The sequence below is a fragment of the Acidobacteriota bacterium genome, from assembly GCA_028875725.1.
Classification (GTDB): Bacteria; Acidobacteriota; Thermoanaerobaculia; order Multivoradales; family Multivoraceae; genus Multivorans.
This window is the reverse complement of the sequence record JAPPCR010000006.1, coordinates 964,696-987,528: the sequence shown is the minus strand read 5'-3', so window position 1 is coordinate 987,528 and position 22,833 is coordinate 964,696. Positions and strand designations below refer to the sequence as shown.

Here is a 22,833-nt window from a genome sequence, read left to right as displayed (position 1 = left end):
AGCGGTAGATCAGAGCTAGGCCCAGGTCAGCGTGCCGGAACTCTGACCGAAGGAGTCCGTCTCGACGCCCATCGACTGCAACAAGGTCACGTACAGGTTGCAGAGCGGCGCGTTGTGCCCGCCCTCGTGGACGATGTGCTGGCCGTGGCTGAAGCCGCCGCCGGCGACCAGGATCGGCAGGTCCTTCGGCTCGTGGGAGTTCGCGTTGCCAAGGTTGCTGCCGAACAGCACCGCCGTGTTATCGAGCAGCGAACCGTTGCCGTCACCGCGCTCCCCCAGGTCGGTCAGGAGATCGTCGAAACTCTCGACGATCTCGGTCTCGATCTTCTTGAGCTGCGCGATCTTCGCCGGATCCTGGCCGTGATGCGACAGGCTGTGCTGATCGAAGTTGACGCCCGGGACGTCGATCACAACGCCGTGATCCTGGATCATCAGGCTGATGACGCGAGACGAGTCGGTCTCCAGAATCAGCGGGATCATCCGGAACATCAGCTTGATGCGGCCGATCAGATCCGAGCGCGACGGAATGTCGACCGGCGGCTCGACATCGACCACCGGCTTCGGCTTCTGCTGCCAGGCCTTGACCTCGGCGAGGTCGAGTTCGGCCGTGCGCACCGCGTTGAAGTAGGAGTCCAGCTTCACCTGGTCGGCCAGGCTCACCCGCCGTCGCAGCGCCGAAGTCTGCGACTTGAGCCGATCGAGGATGCTGCCGCCGTCGTTCAGGCTCTGCTTCTCGCGCTCGACCTCCTCCGGGGTGCCCTGCAGGAACAACTGCCGGAACAGGTTCGCCGGGCTCGTCTGGGCCGGCACCATGGCGCCGCTCCTGGTGTATGACTGACTCTGCGGAGCCGCCGTGCCGAGCACGACGGACGGGAAGCGGGTCGTGTACCCGAGATGATTCGCGGCCACCTGGTCCATCGAGATCGTGTTCCGGAAACCGTCGAGACCGGGTCGCCGGGCGGCCGTCAGGAAGGTGATCTCGGAGTTGTGCGGCTGGCGGCCGGTCTGCTCCTCGTGCGAGAACCCGGAGAACAGCGTGAAGTTCTCCCGGTGCTTCTCGAGCAGCGACAGATACTCGGTCGTCTCGTAGCCGGCGCCGGCCGTCTTGGGAAACCAGGCCTCCTTGTAGAGACCGAGCGTGTTGCAGATGTTGACCATTCGCCGGGGCCCGCCAGCCGCTGCGTGCGCCAGCCCCGGGGTCATCGACTCGAGCATCGGCAAGGCGAGAGCGACACCCGAGGCGCGCAGGAACGTGCGGCGGTCCAATGGCTGTCTCAGGTTCATCACTACCTCGTCCTGAAGAGGTCGCTCTTCGTGACCTCGTGGATCATCGTTCTGAACGGATACTCGTCGTCGCTGAGCTTCGCCACGACATCCTCGACGCCGTCCCGGTCCGCGAACTCGATCTCGGCGCCGGTGGAGTAGACGAGAAGCCGGGACACGAGGTGACGCGCCACCTGTTCCACGTCCCTGCCGAGCAGTTCCTTGTACTCCGCGATCCCGGCGAAGGCCTCACCGTCGGCCGTGACTCCCGAGGCATCCACCGGAGGTCCCTGCTTGTACGGCATCGGATAGACGAATCCGTCCGGCGTCGTGCCCTCGCCGCCCGCCGCGCGGTACCTCGTGCGGAAGCCGCCGATCACGTCGAAGGACTCGAGAGCGAAGCCCGGCGGATCGATCACCCGGTGACAACTGTTGCAGACGGGCTCATTGCGGTGCTTCGCCAACTGCTCGCGGATGGTCACGGCACCCCGGGTGTCCGGTTCGAGAGCCTCGACGCTCTCGGGCGGAGGCGGCGCCGGCTGGCCGAGCAAATTGGCCAGCACGAAGTTCCCGCGCGGAATCGGCGACGTGATCGTGCCGTTGGCCGTGATCTTGTGGATGCTCGCCTGGGTGATCAGCCCGCCGCGCACGCTGTCCGGCGGCAACGTCACCTTGCGCATGTGCTGTCCCTCGACCTCCGGGATGCCGTAGTGGTCGGCCAGACGCCGGTTGAGGAACGTGAAGTCGGCGTCGATCAGACTGCCCACGCCGTGGTCCCCGTCGATCAACTCGGCCAGGAACAGTTGGGTCTCCCTGGCCATCGCCTGCCCCAGGCGGTCGTCGTACTCCGGATAGAGCCCGGAGTCCGGGTTCGTCGCCTTCATCTCGTAGAGCCTGAACGCCTGGCCCGCGAAGTCGTGGACGAAGCGCTCGGACCTGGGATCGTCGAGCAGACGCTCTACCTGAGACGCCAGGACCCCCGGGTCGGAGAGGCTGCCGTCGCCGGCGCTGGCCAGCAGTTCATCGTCCGGCAGGCTCCGCCAGAGAAAGTAGGAGAGGCGAGACGCCAGCGCGTGATCGTCCAGCCGTCCCGGATCGCCGGTCTGGAACAGGAACGGGGGAGCGCTGAGCATGGCGCGGAGCGGGATGCGCACCGCTTCGATGAACGGCCGACCGTTCTCGAGAAGCGGTTGGGCCAGACTCGCATAGGCCTTGAGCTCGCCTTCAGCGAGCGGGCGGCGGAAGGCCCGCGGCCCGAAACCCGCAACGACGTCCACGACGTGCTCGTACGGCGCCTTCGTCAGGACGACATCGCCGGCATCGTCGAAGTCGACGCCGGCCAGCAGCTTCCGGGTGCTCGGCGGCGGCCAGTCTTCGAACAGCGGACCCTCGATCACGAGCGACCGGAGCGCAATCCCCTCGCCCTTGTAGTTCTCGACGTTCCTGTCGGGTGAGTAGTAGTCGAAGTACTCGCCCGGCGGCGGATCCGCCTCGGCGAGCGAGGGAGCGAGGAGGTCTCCCGGGCGAAGGAAGGTCTCGAACTGCACCGTCCGCGGCGTCTCGCCAACCAGATCCCAGGAGGCGATCAGCTCGTCGAGCGAGGCGGCAGCAGCCTGCTTCGATCCCCGATACACAGTCAGCGTTACCGGGCCGCGCGGCTGGTACGCCCAGCCCTCGATCGTCGCCCGATAGCGGCCGGCGTAGGGCACGTTGTAGCCCTCGGTCTCGGAGTGCATCAGGTACGTGGACCCGCCGTCGACGAACATGACGGCCGCATCGTCCAGCATCTTCGTGATCCCGCCGCCCAGGATCTCCGCCTTGCTCATGTAGGTGAGGTAGGTCGAGTCGGCGTAGGCGATCTCGCGCCTCCCGGTAACCGGCCGCGGCCCGATCTTGATCGCCGCGTCGAGCGCCCGGTCCGCCACTTCGAGATAGCTGCGGACGTGCAGAGGCGACATGCTCTGGTTCGCCGCCACCGTGTCGAAGCCGCCCGAGTCGGCCTCCGCCGGCAGCGACTGGCTCAGTTCCATCGCCACCGCCTCGTCGATGGCGAGCAGATCCTGGATCGTGTAGGCGTACTCCAGCCGGGTCAGGCGCCGCAACGGAACGCGCTGGTCTCCGCGGGCGGCCAGATTGGCTTCGGCCAGAGCCCCCTTGAGCGACTCCAGTGCCGCCGAGATCAGTTCCGCCTCGGGCTTCGGCGCCTCCGGAGGCGGCATCTCGCCGTTGGCGATCCGATCATGAATGCGCTGCCAGGTGCGGAACGTCCTCGCGTCCGTCAGATCGTGGCTCAGGCGGGTGATGCTGAGCGGCGTGGCGGTCCGGTTTCCGTGGCAGCGGATACAGGAACGGTCGACCAGCGGCGCCACGCCCTCGAAGAATCCGGCGGTCTCCGTGGTCTCCTGCGATCCGACGGCGGGCACGAGCAGGACGAACGGCAACGTCGCGACCGCAATGCGATTCTGCTTCATCCCTATCCCCTTCCGCCACCGCGCACCAGGGTGGCTGGCAACTCGCTCAAGAACTTGTAACACCCTACCATTCTTCGGCCGCCTCAGCCGCTGCCCTGAAGCGGCAGGACCGCCCCGACATGATCCCGGATCCACTTCGCGTCGAACCACTCCAGGGGGTCGACCGGCAGGCCGCCCAGCAGCACGGCGAAGTGCAGGTGATCGCCGCCGGCGAGGCCGGTCTCGCCGCTGAGTCCCAGACGCTGGCCGGTGCCGACCGTCTGACCGACCTCGACATCGATCCGGGACAGGTGGGAGTAGAGGGTCTGCAGGCCGTAGCCGTGATCGACGATCACGGTGTTGCCGTAGATGCCGAAGTACTCCGTCATAACGACTATGCCTGAGTTCGCGGCCGGGACGTCGTCCTGCACACGCGAAGCGAGATCGAAGCCGAGATGGTCCTGCGTATCGACGACGCGGCCCTCGTAGACGTACTGCCTGCGGGTCGCGAACTGGTCCATGACCTGGGTGTTACGCATCTGCAGGAACGCGCCGCTCCAGAGCTGACGCGGCACCGAGCTGGAAGCGACCTCGACCAGCCTCTCCGCGTTCATCCGCCGGAGATCCCCGTTCAGCATGAGGTAGTTCTCAAGCAGGCTGCCACGGTCCTCGAGTTCCGGCGTCCGGGACATGATCGCCGGCACCACGCGGGCCATGAAACCGTCGCTCAGCCGGATGGTCGACGACCGGAGTGGGGACGGCTCCACCTGGCCCAGGAACCGCACGCTCGACTCGTTGCCGAGCTCGTCGCGCGCGACCAGCCTGAAAGGCGATGGATCGGCGCTGTCGTACGGAACGCCGAACAGGACGAAGCGCTCCTGGGGCCCGCCGCCGGCAAGCGGATGACCAGGGAACTTGTAAGGGCCTGCCTCCACGCCGCTCTCGACGGCGCTGTCGCTGACCAGGTAGCGCAGCACTCCGCTGCCGGACTGCGTGGGCGTCGCCGTCACCCGCACCGAGCTCAGCTCCGGCGGCCGGAACCGGACCGGCAATGTGAGCTCCGCCACCCTGGGCCGGGGCCGGCGCAGCAGAGTCCCGGGGCGTTCGACCGTGACACGCACCGTCGCCTCGCCTTCGGCCAGGCTGGGCGTCGGCAAACTGCCCACTTCGACCTCGAGCGTCGCCTCGGACACCGGATTGCCGCCAAGCGACCACGGGCCGGGCGGACGGTGGCTCCGCTCTTCGAGCAGCACGGACTCTCCGCCCTGGATCAACTCGACCCGAATCGAACCGAGACCGCGGCCGCCGGCTTCCGCCACGGACGTCACGACCGTCCTGGGGCCGATCCCGGGCAGGTCGGACCTGATCGTGACGACGGGTTCCGGTCCGATCCGAACCCAGAGCACCGCGCCGGCGGCAACCAGGGCCGCAACGAGGATCGCCGCCATCGCCGCCCACGGCGGCCGGCCTCGCCGGCGCGGTTCCAGGCGAACGGCCTCCCTTCCCGAAAGCGCCAAGATCCGGCGGCCCGTCAGTCGACCTGGAGCAATTCGACCCAGTTGCCGTCCGGATCCTCGATCATCGAGATCTTGATGCCGGGACGAATCTCGCGCGGCGAGATGACGATCTTGCGCCCCGCCTCCTCCGCCTGAGCCGTAGCCTCGTCCAGGTTCGAGACTGACAACGTCCAGTACCGGTAGCCCGTCGCTCCTCCGATGCCTCCTGGCGGCGACGACGCCGCCGGCGCCCTCGACAGCGACACGAGCTTGATCAGGCTCGTACCGCAGAGCAGGCGGTGCATCGTTCCGCCCGGCATCGGCATCTCGCCCTGATCGTCGAGCCCCAGAATGTCACGGTAGAAGTGAAGCGACGCCTCCGCGTCGCGCACCACGATGCCGAGATCGATCGAATCCTTCGTCAGTTCTACGCCCAAAACAGCCCTCCTCTGATCGTCGTGGCGGCGGATGTTATCCGCCAGCGACTCGCGGGAAGGCGCCGTCAGGGATCGACTCGCCGGGCTTCTCCCTCCCTCTGGCGTGAGACCACGCCGCGGAAGAGCAGGAGAACGCCAACCGCCATGACGGCGAGCGGCCAGAAGTCGAGGACGTCGTCCACCCAGACGAAGTCCGGAAGGCCCGCGATGACGAGGAATCCGCCGGGGATCAACGGCCACCAGCGGTGCACCCTCTCGTAGACCAGGGAGATGGCGTAGATCAGCAGGAAGCCGACGCCGATGCCGAAGGCGGCGCTTTCGCCTTCGATGAGAAACAACGACTCCGAGTACATGTCGTCGTACACCAGCCCGGCACCGAGTCCGATCAGGATTCCCCCTGGAATCAGCAGCCCGAACGCCCTCTTGTAGAAGTAGCCCGCCATGAAAATCCCGCCGACCAGGATCAGAAACAGATGGTCGGGTGAGCCGTCCAGTCGCTCCAGCGCCAGCAAGGCCCCGCCCAGCACGATCAGGGCCAGACCGGCTGCAACCTGGCCGGCCAGACCGGGGCCCGCGTCCGCCGCCGGAGGCTCCGGCGGTTGCGCCGGCGGTTCCGGCGGCTCGACGGAGGTCGACGATTCGGTGGCTGAGCCTGCAGGCGAAGAGGTGTCGTCGTTCATCTCGTCATGTTCCATGAAGTCGTTCCTCCCTGCTGCACTCTACGCACGATCAGCCGGTGAGGTTCCATCCGCCTCGCTTTCGCCGCCAACCCGTCACCGGCTCGGCCCGCATTCCGCTGGTACGCTTGAGCCATGCCGGTCTTCGAACGGGGCAATACGCGGATCGAGTGGTGGGAAGCCGGCGAGGGCTTTCCCGTGCTGCTGTTCGCGCCGGGCGGCATGCGCTCGGCGGCCGAGATCTGGGGAACGAGCCCGTTCGACCCGCGCGAGGCGCTCTCGAAGTCGTTTCGGGTCATCTCGATGGACCAGCGCAACGCCGGCGGGTCCACGGCGCCGGTAACCGCCGCGGACGGCTGGCATTCGTACACGGACGATCACGTCGCGCTGCTCGATCATCTGGGCGTCGAGCGCTGTCACCTGATGGGCGGCTGCATCGGCTCCTCCTACTGCCTCGGCGTTCTCCAGGCCGACGCATCCCGGGTCGGCGCCGCCGTGCTCCAGAACCCGATCGGCCATCACGAGAACCAGGACCTGTTCTACGAGATGTTCGACACCTGGGCCGACACCCTGCTCGAGCACCGGGACGACGTGGATCCCGCGGCCCTGCCGCCCTTCCGGGCGCGGATGTACGGCGGCGACTTCACGTTCAACGTGGACCGCGACTTCGTGGCCGGAATCGAGACGCCGCTCCTGATTCTGGCCGGCGACGACGCCTACCATCCCCGGCCGATCGCCGAGGAGATCGCCGCCCTGGCGCCCAACAACGAGATGATCCTCGAGTGGAAGAGCGCGGAGGCGGCAAGGGCAGCGGCGGCCCAGGTGAGAGCGTTCCTGGAGCGGCACACGCCGTAGCCATCCGAAGGGGAACCAGATGATCGGAGCAACTCTGCTCGGAGCGGTCCTGGCACTGGGGACTCCACCGGGGGCGGCCACACCGACCCAGGCCCGGCAGGCTGAAAACCTCCCGGAGGGCCCGCTCGGCCGCGGCGTCGGTGCACTGAGCGACGTGGTCGAGGTGACGGTCGTCAACGTGGACGTCATCGCCACCGACCGCAACGGGCGCCCGGCGGAAGACCTGTCGCGCCAGAACTTCCGGGTCTTCGACAACGGCGCGCCGGTCGAGCTCAACTACTTCGGCCGCGGCGGCAGTGCCGGAGACTCGGACCCGGAACTCGTGCGGGAGCCCCTGTCGATCGCGTTCTTCTTCGACAACACCCATCTCACCGTCGCCAGCCGCTCCGCGGTGATGGACCAGATCAAGGACTTCGCCCGTGGCCAGCTTGAAACCGGCGACCGGGACGTCCCCGTCTACGCGATGGTGGTCGCATTCGACGGCGAGTTGCGGCTGCTCCAGGACCTGACGACGGACTACATCGCCCTGGCCCAGGGGCTGAACCGGGCCGAAGCCGCGCACCAGGTCTTCACGGAGGCCCAGGGGCTCAAGCGCAGGTCGCAGGAGAGTTTCCTCCAGTTGATGAACCAGTTGAACGCCCGGCGCCAGGAGTCGGCCGGCAGCATCGGCGCTCTGCGCGCGACGCTCGCCGAGTTGCTCGCCTACGCGCGCGTCGTGCATCAGGACAGCGCCCGCACCGCCGACGCGATCGAGGATGTCGTCGAGTCGCTGGCCCTCGTTCCCGGACGCAAGGCCTTCTTCCTGATCAGCGACGGCTTCGCGTCCCGGCCGTTCGACCGCCTGCTCCAGAACGTGCAGAAGCGCGTGGCCGGTCGCCGGGAAGAAACCGGCACCGAGCTGATGCAGAGCCGCGAGGTCGACGCGCCGGAGGGCTTCGACGCACCGAACAACCTGTACACGAGGAACTCGAACATCCAGGGCACCGCCGCGCTCACGACAACGTCCTTCCAGCAAGACCTGTCCACCTTCGATCTCAGTGCCCGGTACGCCGGCCTGGCCGCGCGCGCGAACTCGCACCGCGTCTCCTTCTACGCCTTCAAGCCGCCCGAGGTCGAAGTCGCCGCGGCGGCTCTGTCCGAACGCGTATCGGACCAGCAGAAGCTCACCTACCTCTCCGACCTCCGCGGCGTGCTGAACGGCCTTGCCCACGACACCGGCGGCCGCTCCTGGGTTTCCGGCCGCAACGTGGGCACTTTCTTCGACCAGGTGGCGGCGGACCTCGGTTCCTACTACTCGCTCGGCTACGTGCTCGACGAGTTCGTGGAGGGTTCGATCCACGAGGTCCGCATCAGGCCCCGGCCGCGGAACCTGCGGCTGCGCCACCGGACGAGCTACGTGGCAAGATCTCTCCGCGAGCGGCTGGCCGAGCGGACTGTCGGCGCCCTGTTGCTCGGCTGGACCGAGAACCCTCACGGACTTCACATTGACAGCATCCAGTGGGACACCGGCGGCGGCGGCTTCTACGACGTCGACTTCACCGTTTCCGTGCCCCTCGACAAGCTCATCATGATCGAGCAGGCCGGACAGCGCACCGACCAGGTCCGCGTGGTCGCCGTCGTTCTCACCGAGGACGGCGAGCAGTTGGCGCCTAGCCACATCGTCCTCCCCCTCGCCATCCCCGACCGTGACTGGTCGGAGGCCCGGGACCAGTTCTTCGCGGTCAGCTTCGAGTACCCCATTCCGCGCGGTAGCCATCGGGTCGCCATCGGCCTCTGGGACGAGAACGGCGGCAACGGTTCTTACATCAGGAGAGAATTCAGTGTGCGCTGACCTTGAAAGCACCCCCGGACCCGCTCACCTCACCGAGGCCGAGCTGACCGCCGGCTTCGGCCATGTCCTGGCCTCCCCCGCCGACGGCGGCACCCTGGAGATGATCGTCAGGCGGCCCGCAGTCGATCAGCGAGAGACCCTCGATGAGGGAAGGCTCACCACCGAGGAAGGCCTCGAGGGAGATTCCTGGAAAGCCCGCCGCGGCTACTCCCTTCCCGACGGCTCACCCGACCCGGACGCGCAGATCACCCTGACCAACGCGCGGTTCGCCGACCTGATCGCGGGTGCGCGGGACCGGTGGCCGCTTGCCGGAGACCAGCTCTACGTCGACCTCGACCTGAGCGAGGACAACCTGCCGACGGGCACCAGGCTCCGCATCGGCGAAGCGACCATCGAGATCACGGCCCTCCCCCACACCGGCTGCAGCAAGTACCGGCAGCGATTCGGGCTGGAGGCGCTCAAGTTCACCGCCACGCCGGAGGGCAGGTCGCGCCACCTGCGCGGCATCTACGCCCGCGTCGTCGAGCCCGGAGCGGTGCGGGCCGGCGACCCGATCGAGAAAGTGGACTGACGCCGGTGGCGATCACCAGGGGAGTCCGGCAACTCGTCGCCGAGGCCGACGCCGCGGTCGAAACGGTCACGGCCGCGGACGCGCTTGAACGACAGCAGAACGGTGCCCTCATCATCGACCTGCGCGACATCCGCGAGCGGGCCCGCGAGGGCTTCATTCCCGGCTCCTTCCACGCCCCCCGGGGCATGATCGAGTTCTGGGTGGATCCCGACAGCCCCTACTTCAAGGAGGCCTTCGGCGAGGAGCGGGAGTTCATCTTCCACTGCGCCAGCGGCTGGCGCTCCGCGCTCGCGACGAAAGCGGTCCATGACATGGGGCTCGCGCCAGTGTCCCACATCGGCGGAGGCTTCACGGCCTGGAAGAAAGCCGATGCGCCCGTGCTGCGGACGGAGGACGGCCGGGAACCCAGGTAACGGCGGCGGCACGGGCGCCCCTGCCCTGCTTGACAGCAAGGTGCTGATTCCTTACCCTCTGCGCCCGTTCAATACCGCTACACAAGATGTTCGTCCTCCTCACCTTCGCCTCGACCGCTCCGCTCGCGAAGGGTCACTGCCGCGGCGCGAAGCGTCCGGGACAGGATCCTGGGTGACCTGGTAGATCGAGAACGCATCTTCTCCTAGAGGCCGGCCATCCAGAGGGATGAGCCGGCTTTTCACTTTCCTGGAAGCGCAAACCCACCGAAGGAGACATCGCAATGGAACTCCAGACCGTCGATGCCGACAGCGAGTGCCCCGAGTGTTTCGAGGCCGTGAGCCTCAAGGCGGTCATGCAGCATGAGATCGTCCAGTGCGCCGGCTGCGGCGTCGACCTGGAAGTAATCGAACTCGACCCCGTCGCCCTGGAGCTCGCGCCGGAAGAAGAAGAGGACTGGGGCGAGTAGCAGGAACCGGAAATGCGCATCGGAGTCCTATACAGCCGGGTCCGGCCCGAAGAGAAGCTGCTGTTTGCCGAGCTCGAGCGTCGGCCGGCCGACGTCGAGTTGATCGACGACCGCAGGGTTGTCCTCGCACTCGGCGGCAGCAGCGCACTCGAGCCGCCCTTCGACTTCGACGTCGTCTTCGACCGCTCGCTCAGCTACAGCCGGGCTCTGGCCAACCTGCGCGTCCTCGCCGACCGCGGCGTAGCCACGGTCAATCCAGCCCGCGTGATCGAGAACTGCGGAGACAAGGTCCGCACGTCGAGCCTGCTCCAGGCGGCCTCGGTGCCGACGCCCGAAACCCGGGTGGCCTCGACGCCCGAGGCGGCTCTGCTCGCGATCGAGGAACTCGGCTATCCGGTTGTCATGAAGCCGACCGTCGGATCCTGGGGCCGCCTGATCGCGCGCATCAACGACCGGGACGCCGCCGAGGCGCTGCTCGAGCACAAGAGCACTCTCGGCTCCTACCAGCACTCCATCTTCTACCTGCAACGTCACGTCGAGAAGCCGGAGCGGGACATCCGCGCCTTCATAGCCGGCGGCCGGACCCTCTGCGCGATCTACCGCCGGGCGCCGCACTGGATCACCAACACGGCGCGCGGCGCTTCCACCGAGAACTGCCCGGTGACGGCGGAGATCGACGACCTTTGCCGGCGAGCCTCGCGAGCCGTCGGGGGCGGCCTCGTGGCGGTCGACCTGGTGGAAGACCGCGACCGCGGTCTGCTGGTGCTGGAAGTCAACCACACGATGGAATTCCGCAACTCGATCGCACCCACCGGCGTCGACATTCCCGCGCGCATGATCGACTTCGTCGAACGGGTGGGCGCCGTGGGATGGGACGAGGCCCAGGAACCGGAGACGGTATGACTCTCCGAGCATCGATCGTCGGCGGGTCCGGTTACGCCGGCGGCGAGTTGCTGCGGCTGCTGCTCGGTCACCCCGGATTCGAGGTCGCGCAGATCACTTCGCGCCGGCTGGCCGGCTCCTTCGTGCACTTCACCCACCCCAACCTCCGCGGTCACACCGATCTGCGTTTCTCCACCGTGGACGAACTCGAGCGCTGCGACCTGCTCTTCCTCTGCCTCCCGCACGGCAACGCGGCCAGGCACATCGACCTCTACTCCGAACTCGCACCGAAAGTCGTCGATCTCTCGGCGGACTTCCGGCTTCGTTCGGCCGGGGCCTGGGGGGATTGGTACGGCACCGCCCATGTCGCTCCGCTGTGGCTCGACCGTTTCGTGTACGGCCTGCCCGAGCTGGACCGCGAGGCAGTGGCCGGCGCCGACCTCGCGAGCGGTGTCGGATGCAATGCGACCGCGACCCTGCTCGGTCTGCTTCCACTGCTCGAACCCGGACCCGTGGAGAACGATCTCGTCGACTGGAGCCGGGGCGTCGTCACCGAACTGAAAGTCGGCAGCAGCGAAGGCGGCGCGTCGTCGTCCGATGCCTCCCACCACCCGGAGCGGTCGGGCGTGGTTCGCAGCTTCCGGCCGACGGGCCACCGGCACACCGCCGAGGTCGAACAGGCGTTCGCCAGCCGCGGCGTCGACGTTGCCGGCGACGTCCACCTCTCGGTGACGGCCGTCGAGATGGTGCGCGGCGTTCTCGCGACCAGCCACATCTTCCTTGCCGACGCGACGAATGCCAGGGCCGCCGAGCGCGAGCTCTTCCGGACCTACCGCTCCTTCTGCCAGCAGCATCCCTTCATTCGTCTGGTCAAGGACCGGCGCGGCATCCACCGCTATCCCGAGCCGAAGATCCTCGCCGGCAGCAATCACGCCGAGGTCGGTTTCGACCTGGATCCAAAGACCGGGCGCCTGGTGGTCATCTGCGCCATCGACAACCTGATGAAGGGCGCGGCCGGCAACGCGGTCCAGTGCGCCAACCTGATGTGCGGCTACGGAGAGACCCGGGGCCTCGGTTTCCTCGGGCTTCACCCCGTTTAGAAGCTCATGTCCGACCCCACTCCGAACCCCAGCGGCCAGCCGCTGGTGATCAAGGCCGGCGGCGGCAAGGCGCTCGACCTCGAGGCCATCGTGGCCGATGTCGGATCCCTGTGGCGAGCCGGCCGGCTCGTCGTCCTGGTGCACGGCGGGGCGGAGACGACGAACGAAGTCGCCGAGCAGTTGGGACACCCACCACAGTTCGTGACCAGCGAAAGCGGCTACAGCAGCCGCCGGACCGACCGCCGCACGCTCGAGATCTTCGAGATGGTCTATTGCGGCCTGGTGAACAAACGCTGGGTCGAACTCCTCCAGCGCCAGGGCGTTGCAGCAGTCGGGCTGTCCGGACTCGACGGCCGGCTGTTCGAGGGGCGCCGCAAGGACAGGCTGCGCATCCGGCACGGCGGCCGGCGAATGGTGCTGCGCGACGACTGGACCGGCACCGTCGAGAAGGTGAACGAAGAACTTCTGCGCCTGCTGCTCGACGGCGGCTACCTGCCGGTGCTGACGCCCCCCGGCGCCTCCTTCGACGGCGAAGCCGTGAACGTGGACGGGGATCGCGCGGCCGCCGCCATCACGACTGCCCTTGGTGCCCCGACCCTCGTCTACCTCTCCGGCGCTCCGGGACTGCTCGCCGACTTCCCCGACGAGGACTCCCTGATTCCCCGCTTCGAAGTCGCGCGCGGCGCGCTCTCCGGCGCCGCCCCGGACGCTGGAGTCGAACCTCTGGCGGCCGCGGCAGAAGACCGGATGAAGAAGAAGGTGCTCGGCGCCGCCGAGGCGCTCCGCGGCGGGGCCGACCGGGTCATCTTCGCCGACGGCCGGATCGAGCGGCCCGTGCAGGCGGCCCTCGACGGAGCGGGCACTCACATCGTCGTCCGAACGTCGAACCCGCGGGAGGATTCGTGATGAGTGCCAGCGCCGAGGATCGCCGCCTCGGGACCTGGGCGCCGCGCCGGCCCACTCCGCCCATCGTCGGTGGCGAGGGCTGTGAACTGATTGCGGAGAACGGCGACCGCTATCTGGATCTGACCGCCGGCTACGGCGTCTGCTGCCTGGGCTACAACCACCAGGCAATCGTCGACGCCATCAGGCAGCAGGCGGAGCGGCTCACCTTCTGTCCGCTCAACGTGTCGAGCGCCGTCCGGGCGGAGTACGTCGAGGCGCTGGCCGCCGTCCTGCCCGCACCGCTCGACCGCGTGTTCCTGTGCAACAGCGGCACGGAGGCGGTCGAGGGCGCGATCAAGTTCGCGGCGCTGGTCACGGGAAGAAGCCGGACCGTAGCGCTCCGGAACAGCTTTCACGGCCGCACCCTGGGCGCACTGGCGATGACCTGGAACCCCGCTGCCCGCAGGCCCTACGACGGCCTGCTTCACGATGCCGTCTTCGTTCAGTCGGAGGCCGAGGCGATCGACCAGGCGGTCACCGAAGAGACGGCCGCGGTCGTCCTCGAACCCGTGCAGGGCGAAGGCGGCGTCAACGTGCTCACCGACGATCTCCTCCTGGCTGCGCGCCGCGCCTGCGACCGGCACGGCGCCATGCTCATCTTCGACGAAGTGCAGACGGGCTTCGGCCGCTGCGGCAACTGGTTCGCCCATCAGCACACGCCCGGACTCGAGCCCGACGTGATGGCGATGGCGAAGGGCATCGGCAGCGGCTTTCCGCTCGGAGCGATCGCCTACGGCGGCCGGGTCGCCGAGGCGCTCCGCCCCGGAAGCCACGGCTCGACCTACGGCGGCAACCCGCTCGCCTGCGCGGTCGGCCTGGCCGTGATCGAGACGCTCCGACGTCTCGACCTGCCCGAGAGGGCAGCGACGGTGGGCGGGCGTTTCGCCGATTCCCTCAGGAGCCGCTTCGGCTCGAACCCGCGGGTGCGGGAAGTTCGGGGACGCGGCCTGCTGATCGGTGTCGTCCTGCGTGAACGCGCGGGACGCCACATCGCTCGCCTCGCTACCGAACACCGGATCCTGGCCCTGCCCGCTGGTCCGAACGTGATCCGCCTGCTGCCTCCGTTGATCGTCTCGGACGACGAACTCGAACGCGGCGCCGAGGCGATCCAGGCCGTGCTCGGAGGAGAATGATCGTGGACACCGGGACCGTCGACGCCGGCCGCCACCGCGCCGAGATCGAGCTGGTGCAGGGACTCGTCGCGGTGCCTTCGCTGTCGCGGCACGAAGCGGCCGCCAGCGGCTGGCTCTCCGAACAGATGGCCGCGCGGGGCCTCGAACGCTGCCACGTCGACGGCGCGCTGAACGCCGTCGGCGAACTGGGCGACCCCGCGGCCTCCCGCCTGGTCGTCCTGCTCGGGCACATCGACACTGTGCCGGGGAACATCCCGGTCCGGATCGAGGACGACGGATCGCCTCACGGCGTCCTGCATGGCCGGGGTTCGGTCGACGCGAAGGGGCCGCTCGCCAGCTTCGTGGCGGCGGCGGCGCGACTCGGTGGAGACTGGGCCCGCGCCCACGACCTGCGGGTGATCGTCGCCGGCGCGACGGAAGAGGAAGCTGCGACCTCCCGCGGCGCCCACTTCCTGCTGAAGCGGCTGAACGGCCGCGACGAGCCGGCGCCCGACTTTTGCATCATCGGCGAGCCCAGCCACTGGCACCGGGTGACGCTCGGTTACAAGGGACGCCTGCTGATCGACCTGATGGCCCGGCGGCCGAGCAGCCACACCGCCGGCCCGGAGGTCGGCGTCGGCATCACCGCGTTCGACCTCTGGCGGCGCCTGGAACAGGTGGCGGAGCGCCACGGAGGCCGGACACCCTTCGAGCGTGTGCTGCCCAGCCTGCGCTCGATCGGGACGACGAGCGACGGTCTCTATGACACTGTTCGCGCCGACTACGGCCTGAGGCTCCCCGTCGACTTCGACGTCTCCGCACTGGTCGAGGAACTGACGGACTGGTTTGGCGGCGCGGCGGCGGACATCGACGGGCCGCTGTTCTCGGACCTCGACCCGGAGCGCGGCACCGGCACGATCCGCTGCGAGCAGGGGCATGCCGGCCTGGAACTGAGCCTGCGCGGCTACGAGATCGGGGTCCGGGCCGACCGGCACTCGCCCCTGGTCCGCGCGTTCCTCGCCGCCATTCGCGCGGTCGGCGGCCCGCAGGTCGCGCCGAAGTTCGTCGTCAAGACCGGCACCTGCGACATGAACATCGTCTGGCCCGTCTGGCGCTGTCCCATCCTTGCCTACGGCCCGGGGGACAGTACACTCGACCACACACCGAACGAGCACCTGGATCTGAACGAGTACCTGCTGGCGGTCGACACCGTGGAACTTGCGCTGAGGAATCTCGCCGCGGCCATGCCGGTCACCGGCTGACCGCGTGGCTCCTCGCCCACCCCGCATCGACCGCACCGCCTTCGGCGTCAGCGTCGCGCTGATCGTGCTGGTCTGCGCTCCCCTCGCGCTGTCGCCCCAGGCAGGCGGCGCCCTGGTGGTCCAGGCCTACGAGTCACTGACCGAGCGCTTCGGCCTCATCTACCAGTGGGCGACGCTGGCGGTCACCGTCTTCCTGGTCTGGCTCGCCTTCAGCCACCACGGCAAGCGAAGGCTCGGCCACGAAGATAGCCGGCCGGACTTCAACATCTTCAGTTGGATGGCGATGCTCTTCTGCGCCGGCATCGGGGCAGGACTCCTCTACTGGTCGACGATCGAATGGGTGACATACCTCGACAAGCCTCCCTTCGAACTCGCCCCGAACTCCACCGAGGCGGTCGAATGGGCGGCGACCTACGGCATCTTCCACTGGGGCATCTCGGCCTGGGCGCTGTACTGCTTCCCGGCCGTGGCGATCGCGATCCCCTACTACCGGCAGCACGCGCCGGTACTCCGCCTGAGCACAGGCCTGCACGCGCTGATCGGCCGCGACGGCTACGACCGCCCCCCTGCGCGGGTCGTCGACGTCCTGTTCATCCTGGCCCTTGTCGGCGGTACCGGCACTTCACTCGGGCTGGGAACGCCGATGGTGGCGGCCTGCGTCAGCGAAGTCCTGGGCATCGAACAGACCTTCGGACTTCAGGTGACGATCCTGCTCGTCTGCGTCACGCTGTTCGCGGCCAGCGTCTACCTCGGACTCGAACGAGGCATCAAGCCGCTGTCCGACGGCTCGGTCCTCGCCGCGATCGTCCTGCTCGCCTTCATCCTGATCGTCGGCCCGACGAACTTCCTTCTTCGCAGCGGCACCAACTCCATCGGTTTGATGCTCGAGAACTTCATCCGGCTGAACACCTGGACGGACCCTGTGGCGCGCACCGGCTTCATAGAGGACATGACCGTCTTCTACTGGGCCTGGTGGATTGCCTACGGACCCTTCATGGGCCTGTTCGTGACCCGCATCTCCCGGGGCCGGACGGTGCGCCAACTGATCCTCGGCATGCTGGTGCTGGGCACGCTCGGCTGCGCCCTCTTCTACGCCGTGCTCGGCAACTACAGCATGCACCTGGACCTGTCGGGAGCGCTTCCCGTGCGCGACATCGCCGCTCAGGCCGGCAGCGAGACCGCGATCGCCCAGAGCATCGGCTTTCTGCCGCTCGGGACCCTCGTCCTCGCCGTCTTCGCGCTCGTGGCGATCGTCTTCATTGCCACGACCTACGACTCCGCGTCCTACTGCCTGGCGGCGTCTGCCACCCGCAACCTGCCGGAAGGAACCCATCCGGCCCGGTGGCATCGGCTGTTCTGGGCCGTTGCGGTCGGCATTCTGCCAGTCACGTTGATGTTCATCGGCCAGGAGGGCGGCAACAACCAACTGCGAGTCATCCAGTCGGCCACCCTGGTCGTCTCGCTGCCTCTCCTCGTCGTCGGAGCGCTCATGGCGGTGTCCCTGATGCGCTCGCTTCGGGAAGCGGACCGCGAGTCCGAGACCTGACCCGCCCGAGGAGCCGACACTCCCTCGCGGCCGACAGTCGAAGCCGTTCAGTGGTCGGCGCCGGACCCCAGCGCCGACCTGAGTTCAGCGATGGAGTTCGCCATCGCGTCGAGCGCGTTCTCCCAGTCCGACCAGTGGAAAGCGTGTCCGGCCTCGATCGCCTCGTCCCACGAGCCGTCGATCGCGAACAGCGCGTTGGCCGCCTCATGGCGCTTCGAGGGGTCCCTGAGCCGCAGAACGGCTCGACTCACCTCGGCCCGCTGTTGGCCCAGGGTCCGGAGCCTCGCCAGATTGCGGCCGCCCCGCGCGAGCGCTTCCTGGCCTGCTTCACCGGGAATGCCCACCTCGTCGTGATCGGCGTCCGGGCCGTGGCAGCGATTGCAACGCCCCTGTAGACCGCCCTCGACTCCCAGCGACTGCGCCGCAACGCTTCCGTGGCAGGTGCGACAGGTAGGAGCCGCGCGAACGCGACGCTCGAGCAGCGCGTAGTGGGCGCTCTGCTGCAGCGCCCCGTACTCCGCGTCGTGGCAGCGGCCGCAGGTCTGCGGCAGGTTCCAGTGATTGGTCGGGCTATCGCGGTGGGCGCTGTTGAGCACTCCCTTGTGGGCGCGCAGCTCAACGAACGTCGAGGGGTTGCCGCCATGACAGTCCGCGCAGGAGACACCGGCCGAGGCGTGCGCCGAGTCGCGGAACTGCCGCAGGTGGACTTCGGCTACCTCGTCGAGTTCCTGCGCGGCGTGGCAGTCGATGCACGGATCCTGCGCCGACGCGGCGGCGGCCAGAGCCGCAACGGCCAGCACAGGAACCGCCCACTTCAAGATCCCCCCGGCGGCATTCACGGCGTCAGACTACCAACACGCAGAGTCTGGGAAACAACGCCCAGGAAGTCGAGGAGGACGCTCACACGACGGAAGGACGGTCAGCGCCAGTCGAACTCGGGCGTCAGGACGACCTCCCGGTCGCCCCCCATCAGCTCCGGCAGGCGCAGGCGGTAGTAGTTCAGTGGAATCCCGCCGTACCAGTAGCGGTGCCGGGCGATTCGGGTCGGCCGCTCGAGAACATGGCGCGTCGTTGCCTGACCCGTACCGCCGGCGACAGGCGCCAGGGTCACCGTCAGACGGGCAAGCCGTACCGGCGACCCGACCAGGAGTTCGCCGTCGGCCGATGGTCGATAGCGGATCCCGTCCGGACCCTGTCGCCAGACACCATCGCCGATCAGCCGGACGCGCAGGTCACCGTGCTGGATTTCCGCCGGGGCCGATCCGAGGTGAATCTGGGACGTCTCGAGCGGCAGGAGGCTCTTCGCCGCGGCCGACACGTAGCGCAGCCGCCGCGCTCCCTGCTCGGGATCGATCTCCAGCGGGAAGGAGGCCGCCGTCCGCCACAGCGGCAGGACGAACAGCGCCGCTGCCACCGACATCGCCGCGAGCCAGCGCCTGGACGGCGGGCGCTCGATCAGGAACCAGCAGGCAGCGTAGAGGGGCAGGAACCAGCGGTTCGCGATCGCTCCCGCTCCGCCGTAGAAGTTGTACGGATTCTTGATCAGGAAGGCCAGGAGACCGACGGCGATGCCGAGAAGCAGCCAGCGGCGCCGCGAGCCCGGCCGCAGGCAGGCGCAGGCTACAAGCAGCGGCAGGAAGTACGGAACGATGCCGATGCTTCGACCGATCAACGCGTAGACCAGGTTGTGGCCGAGCAGCGCCGCGTCGAGGTCGGGCAGCAGGAAGCCCTCGCGGACCCAGGACGCGTCGCCGCGCACGGACAGCAGCTCGGGCCAGCGCTGCCGCTCGAAATCGACGTCCGGATAGCCCGTCGCGCTGCTGAATCCCTGCCGTTCGCTCACGTAGGGAGTCCAGGCGCCGCCGCTCGCGCGGTGGAACCAGGCTGAGCCGAGCAGCAGCAGGATCGCTCCCGACGCCGCCAAAGCAGCCGATCGACGGCCCCAGTTCCGGCGAAGAGTCGGCGCCGCGGCCACCAGCATCGCCGCCAGTATCGCGAGGTAGAACGGCCTGCCGGCCCCGGCCACGGCCAGCAGGAAGCCCCCGGCCACCAGCCGCGCCGGACGGAGCTTCACGCCCTCGAGCCAGGGGTCGAGGCAGCAGAGTCCGAGGGCCGCGACGACCAGGTAGAGGAGGTCCGCGTGGACCCAGAAGACATGACCGAAGGTGACCGAGAAGAAGAGCAGGAACGCCGCCACCACTGGCCCATCGGCCCCGATCCGGGTGGTCAACAGGCAGTCGAGCAGCAGCGCCGCCGCGACGAGCAGCAGCAGGTTGGCCAGAATCGGCCCTCGTTGCGGCGCCGCGCGGACGAATGGAGCCAGGTACAGCGAGTAGAAGACCGGCTTGGCGTAGACCAGGGTCGCTCCGTCGTCGACACTCTGAAGGATCAACGGGTCGGGCACCTTGCCCGTCAACCGCTGGTAGCGCCGAAAGTCGGCTTCTTCGTAGCGCCGGTCGAAGTCGAACGCCAGGCTCTGGGCCTGCATCGCGTAGACGCCCTCGTCGCCCACCGTGTAGGGCCAGTCGGACGGATCGAAGACGGCCGCGCCGGCCGCCAGCGCGAGCAGGAGGACCCAGAGCACTGCCCGCTGCCAGGTCGGCGCAGCGATGCATCGCCACCCTTTCCCGCTGCCCGAGGCTCCCTCCATACCGGGCAGGACGGTAGCAGCCGGGTGTGGGGCGGGCACTAACTTCGCCAGCCAAAGGGAATCTGAGGCCGGCGAATCGGGTTTCGGCTCGTTCCGGCCGCAAGAGTTGTTGTAGTCTCGGCGCGGTCGACGTGCAATCGAACAAAGGAGCCCTTCCCATGTGCAAACCTGAAGTCGAGCCCCCTCGCCTGTCGTACCTGCTGGTCCTGTTCCTGGCCCTCTGTCTGGCCGGTCCGGTTCTGGCTCAGGAGGGGGACGCCCAGGACGAGTCCGAGGCCGAAGAACCGCAAGAGTTCGAAGAGACGATCGTCGTCGTCGGCACCCGCACGGAGGGACGCACCGTCACCGCATCGCCCGTGCCGGTCGACGTCATTCCCGAGACCGAACTCGTCAGTCAGGGCAACAACGACCTGACGAACCGAATCCGCACCGTCGTCCCGTCCTACAACGTCGGCACCCAGCCGATCAGCGACGCCGCGACCCTGATTCGGCCAGCCAACCTCCGCGGTCTGGCGCCGGACCACACGCTGGTCCTCGTCAACGGCAAGCGCCGCCACCGCGCCGCCGTCATCGCCTGGCTCGGCAACGGCATCTCCGACGGCTCCCAGGGGCCGGACATTTCCGTCATCCCGGCCATCGCGCTGCGGCAGGTCGAGGTCCTGCGCGACGGCGCCTCGGCCCAGTACGGCTCCGACGCGATCGCCGGGGTGCTCAACTTCCAGCTCAAGGATGCGAGTTCCGGCGGCAGCGTGGAGATCCGCACCGGCCAGTTCCAGGACTCGAACCCTGGATCCAGCTCCGGCTTCGGCGGCCAGTACACCTTCGCCGGCGACAAGGGCAACTCCTACGCGGTCGCCGCGAACTTCGGCATGCCGATGGGCGATAACGGCTTCTTCAACCTGAGCATGGAGTACGGAGCCGCCGACCCGACCAGCCGTAGTGTCCAGCGAAACGACGCGCTGTCCGTCATCCGCGGAGGTAACAGCATGGTGAGAGACCCGGCGCAGGTCTGGGGCTCGCCTCTGCTCGAGGACGACATCAAGGTGTTCGCCAACTTCGGCACGCTCTTCAACAACGGCGCCCAGTTCTACGGCCACGCGAACTACGCCACGCGGACGACCACGGGCGGCTTCTACTTCCGCAACCCGCACACGCGCTCCGGCGTGTTCAGCAACGACAGCGGCGGTTCCATCCTGGTCGGCGACCGGCTCTGGGCCAGCACCGGCGTCGCCGGCGCCGGCGGCTGTCCCGCGCTCTCGGTCGTGTCGGCCGGCGATGGCGGCACGGCCCCCGACCCGGCGGCCCTCGCGGCCATCGAGGCGGATCCGAACTGCTTCACCCTCTACTCGCGCTTCCCCGGCGGCTTCACGCCGCAGTTCGGAGGCGACCTGACGGATTCCTCGATCGTCGCCGGTGTCCGCGGCTACCTCGACAGCGGCATGACCTGGGATCTGAGCGTCAACGTCGGCAGCAGCGAGGTCGACCAGTTCATCTACAACACGGTGAACGCCTCGCTCGGCTACGACACGCCGACGTCGTTCAACCCCGGCATCTACGAGCAGACGGATACGAACGTCAACTTCGACATCACCTATCCGGTGCGCGAGAACATGAGTCTCGCCGCGGGCCTTGAGTGGCGCAACGAGCAGTTCCGGATCGGCGCCGGGGACGCCGCGTCCTGGGAGATCGGCCCCTACGCCGCCCAGGGATTCGGCTCCGGCTCGAACGGCTTCAACGGCTACCGGCCCGAGAACTCGGGTACCTGGGACCGTGCGAACGTCGCCATCTACGGCGACCTGGAGATCGACTCGCCGGACGACAGGGGAACCTTCACCGCCGCGCTGCGGGTCGAGGACTTCGACGGCTTCGGCAACACGATCAACGCGAAGGTGTCCGGCCGCCGCCAGGTGTCCGACGCGGTGTCACTGCGCGCCGCGGCCAGCACCGGCTTCCGCGCGCCGACGCCCGGCCAGCAGAACGCGTTCAACGTGACGACCGCCTTCGACCCCGAGACCGGCGGCCTGTCGAACAGCGGCACCGTGCCTTCGACCTCCTTGCCGGCTGCTCTGCGAGGCGGCGAGGACCTCCAGCCCGAGGAGGCGGTCAACTTCTCGGCGGGCTTGGTCGTCGACCAGGGCGAGTTCACCCTGACGGCGGACATCTTCCTCATCGACGTGGACGATCGGCTCGCGGTGTCCGAGACCTTCCGCCAGTGCGCCCTGATTCAGGAACCGAACTGCGTGACGGATGCGGAGATCGAGCAACTGCTCTCCGGCGGCTTCGTCGAGGCGCGGAACCTGAAGAACTTCCGGTTCTTCGTCAACGACTTCGCGACCCAGACGCAGGGTCTGGACGTGGTCGGCACATGGACGCCGCCGGAACTCGGCGGCGACACGAGCTTCAGCCTCGTGTTCAACTACACCGACACGGAGGTCACGGACCACAACCCCGACACGGTCGGCCCCTTCCGCATCGCCACGATCGAACAGGGTCTGCCGAAGTTCCGCTACAACCTGGCGATGAACCACGGCGCCGACAACTGGAACCTGATGGCCCGCGTGAACTACTTCGACGGCTGGTGGGACAGTGAGGACGCGCAGAACCTCCTGGGCCGGAACAACGCGCCGATGTACCCGGACTACAGCGGCGAGTTCCTGCTCGACGTCGAACTCGGCTTCCCGCTGCCGAACAACACGTCGATCGCCATCGGCGTGCAGAACCTGTTGAACACCTATCCGGAAGACAACCCCGGCGCCGCCGATGGAGTCGGCAACCGGTACGGTCAGTTCTCACCGTTCGGCTTCAACGGGGCCTACTACTACGTCCGCTTCAACTACGCCTGGGGTCAGAGCTTCTAGAAGCTCCCGATCTCAGCG

Annotated in this window: 19 protein-coding genes; 12 read left to right on the top strand and 7 right to left on the bottom strand. The window is 68.1% G+C overall.

The window, feature by feature from the left end; genetic code table 11:
* Nucleotides 1-15 precede the first annotated feature (15 nt).
* From OXI49_06085 to OXI49_06065, 5 genes are all read right to left on the bottom strand, one after another.
* The gene (locus tag OXI49_06085; protein MDE2690067.1) at nt 16-1,284 is read right to left on the bottom strand and encodes a DUF1552 domain-containing protein; all 1,269 of its coding nucleotides are present in this window, start codon (nt 1,282-1,284) and stop codon (nt 16-18) included.
* 2 nt (nt 1,285-1,286) lie between these two features.
* Nucleotides 1,287-3,734 (bottom strand): DUF1592 domain-containing protein, encoded by a 2,448-nt coding sequence (locus OXI49_06080; protein MDE2690066.1) that lies wholly within the window; start codon nt 3,732-3,734, stop codon nt 1,287-1,289.
* 83 nt (nt 3,735-3,817) lie between these two features.
* On the bottom strand, nt 3,818-5,161 hold the full coding sequence (locus OXI49_06075) for a M23 family metallopeptidase (GenBank protein ID MDE2690065.1): 1,344 nt from the start codon (nt 5,159-5,161) through the stop codon (nt 3,818-3,820).
* Between the two features lie 83 nt (nt 5,162-5,244).
* A complete protein-coding gene (locus OXI49_06070; protein ID MDE2690064.1) occupies nt 5,245-5,646 on the bottom strand; it encodes a VOC family protein in 402 nt (133 codons plus the stop codon).
* Between the two features lie 65 nt (nt 5,647-5,711).
* On the bottom strand, nt 5,712-6,341 hold the full coding sequence (locus tag OXI49_06065; protein MDE2690063.1) for a hypothetical protein: 630 nt from the start codon (nt 6,339-6,341) through the stop codon (nt 5,712-5,714).
* A gap of 117 nt (nt 6,342-6,458) precedes the next feature.
* Here OXI49_06065 and OXI49_06060 point away from each other — a divergent pair, with 117 nt between their 5' ends.
* The 11 genes from OXI49_06060 to OXI49_06010 all read left to right on the top strand — a co-directional run bounded on the left by OXI49_06060 (nt 6,459) and on the right by OXI49_06010 (nt 17,307).
* Complete coding sequence (locus tag OXI49_06060; GenBank protein MDE2690062.1) at nt 6,459-7,178, top strand: alpha/beta hydrolase; 720 nt, start codon at nt 6,459-6,461, stop codon at nt 7,176-7,178.
* Nucleotides 7,179-7,197: 19 nt separating this feature from the next.
* Entirely contained in the window at nt 7,198-9,009 is a 1,812-nt protein-coding gene (locus OXI49_06055; GenBank protein ID MDE2690061.1) for a VWA domain-containing protein, read from the top strand.
* On the top strand, nt 8,999-9,580 hold the full coding sequence (locus OXI49_06050) for an MOSC domain-containing protein (protein ID MDE2690060.1): 582 nt from the start codon (nt 8,999-9,001) through the stop codon (nt 9,578-9,580). The genes OXI49_06055 and OXI49_06050 overlap by 11 nt, the downstream gene beginning before the upstream one ends.
* 11 nt (nt 9,581-9,591) lie before the next feature.
* Complete coding sequence (locus OXI49_06045) at nt 9,592-9,993, top strand: rhodanese-like domain-containing protein (protein MDE2690059.1); 402 nt, start codon at nt 9,592-9,594, stop codon at nt 9,991-9,993.
* Between the two features lie 281 nt (nt 9,994-10,274).
* Nucleotides 10,275-10,460 (top strand): lysine biosynthesis protein LysW, encoded by a 186-nt coding sequence (gene lysW / locus OXI49_06040; protein MDE2690058.1) that lies wholly within the window; start codon nt 10,275-10,277, stop codon nt 10,458-10,460.
* Nucleotides 10,461-10,472: 12 nt separating this feature from the next.
* On the top strand, nt 10,473-11,363 hold the full coding sequence (gene lysX / locus OXI49_06035) for a lysine biosynthesis protein LysX (protein MDE2690057.1): 891 nt from the start codon (nt 10,473-10,475) through the stop codon (nt 11,361-11,363).
* On the top strand, nt 11,360-12,442 hold the full coding sequence (gene argC / locus OXI49_06030) for an N-acetyl-gamma-glutamyl-phosphate reductase (GenBank protein MDE2690056.1): 1,083 nt from the start codon (nt 11,360-11,362) through the stop codon (nt 12,440-12,442). Before lysX ends, argC begins: the two co-directional genes overlap by 4 nt.
* Nucleotides 12,443-12,448: 6 nt before the next feature.
* Entirely contained in the window at nt 12,449-13,348 is a 900-nt protein-coding gene (locus OXI49_06025) for a [LysW]-aminoadipate kinase (GenBank protein ID MDE2690055.1), read from the top strand.
* The gene (locus OXI49_06020) at nt 13,348-14,520 is read left to right on the top strand and encodes an aspartate aminotransferase family protein (GenBank protein MDE2690054.1); all 1,173 of its coding nucleotides are present in this window, start codon (nt 13,348-13,350) and stop codon (nt 14,518-14,520) included. The genes OXI49_06025 and OXI49_06020 overlap by 1 nt, the downstream gene beginning before the upstream one ends.
* Before the next feature lie 2 nt (nt 14,521-14,522).
* Complete coding sequence (locus tag OXI49_06015; GenBank protein MDE2690053.1) at nt 14,523-15,761, top strand: M20/M25/M40 family metallo-hydrolase; 1,239 nt, start codon at nt 14,523-14,525, stop codon at nt 15,759-15,761.
* 4 nt (nt 15,762-15,765) lie between these two features.
* On the top strand, nt 15,766-17,307 hold the full coding sequence (locus OXI49_06010) for a BCCT family transporter (protein MDE2690052.1): 1,542 nt from the start codon (nt 15,766-15,768) through the stop codon (nt 17,305-17,307).
* Nucleotides 17,308-17,354: 47 nt separating this feature from the next.
* On the opposite strand, the gene OXI49_06005 is transcribed toward OXI49_06010, so the two are convergent.
* Together OXI49_06005 and OXI49_06000 are read right to left on the bottom strand one after the other, a co-directional pair.
* A complete protein-coding gene (locus OXI49_06005; protein ID MDE2690051.1) occupies nt 17,355-18,125 on the bottom strand; it encodes a hypothetical protein in 771 nt (256 codons plus the stop codon).
* A 101-nt stretch (nt 18,126-18,226) separates the two neighbouring features.
* Nucleotides 18,227-19,891, bottom strand: a complete 1,665-nt coding sequence (locus tag OXI49_06000; GenBank protein ID MDE2690050.1) for a hypothetical protein — start codon at nt 19,889-19,891, stop codon at nt 18,227-18,229.
* Between the two features lie 224 nt (nt 19,892-20,115).
* Between OXI49_06000 and OXI49_05995 the strand changes: the two genes are divergently transcribed.
* A complete protein-coding gene (locus OXI49_05995; protein MDE2690049.1) occupies nt 20,116-22,815 on the top strand; it encodes a TonB-dependent receptor in 2,700 nt (899 codons plus the stop codon).
* The last annotated feature ends 18 nt before the right edge of the window (nt 22,816-22,833 follow it).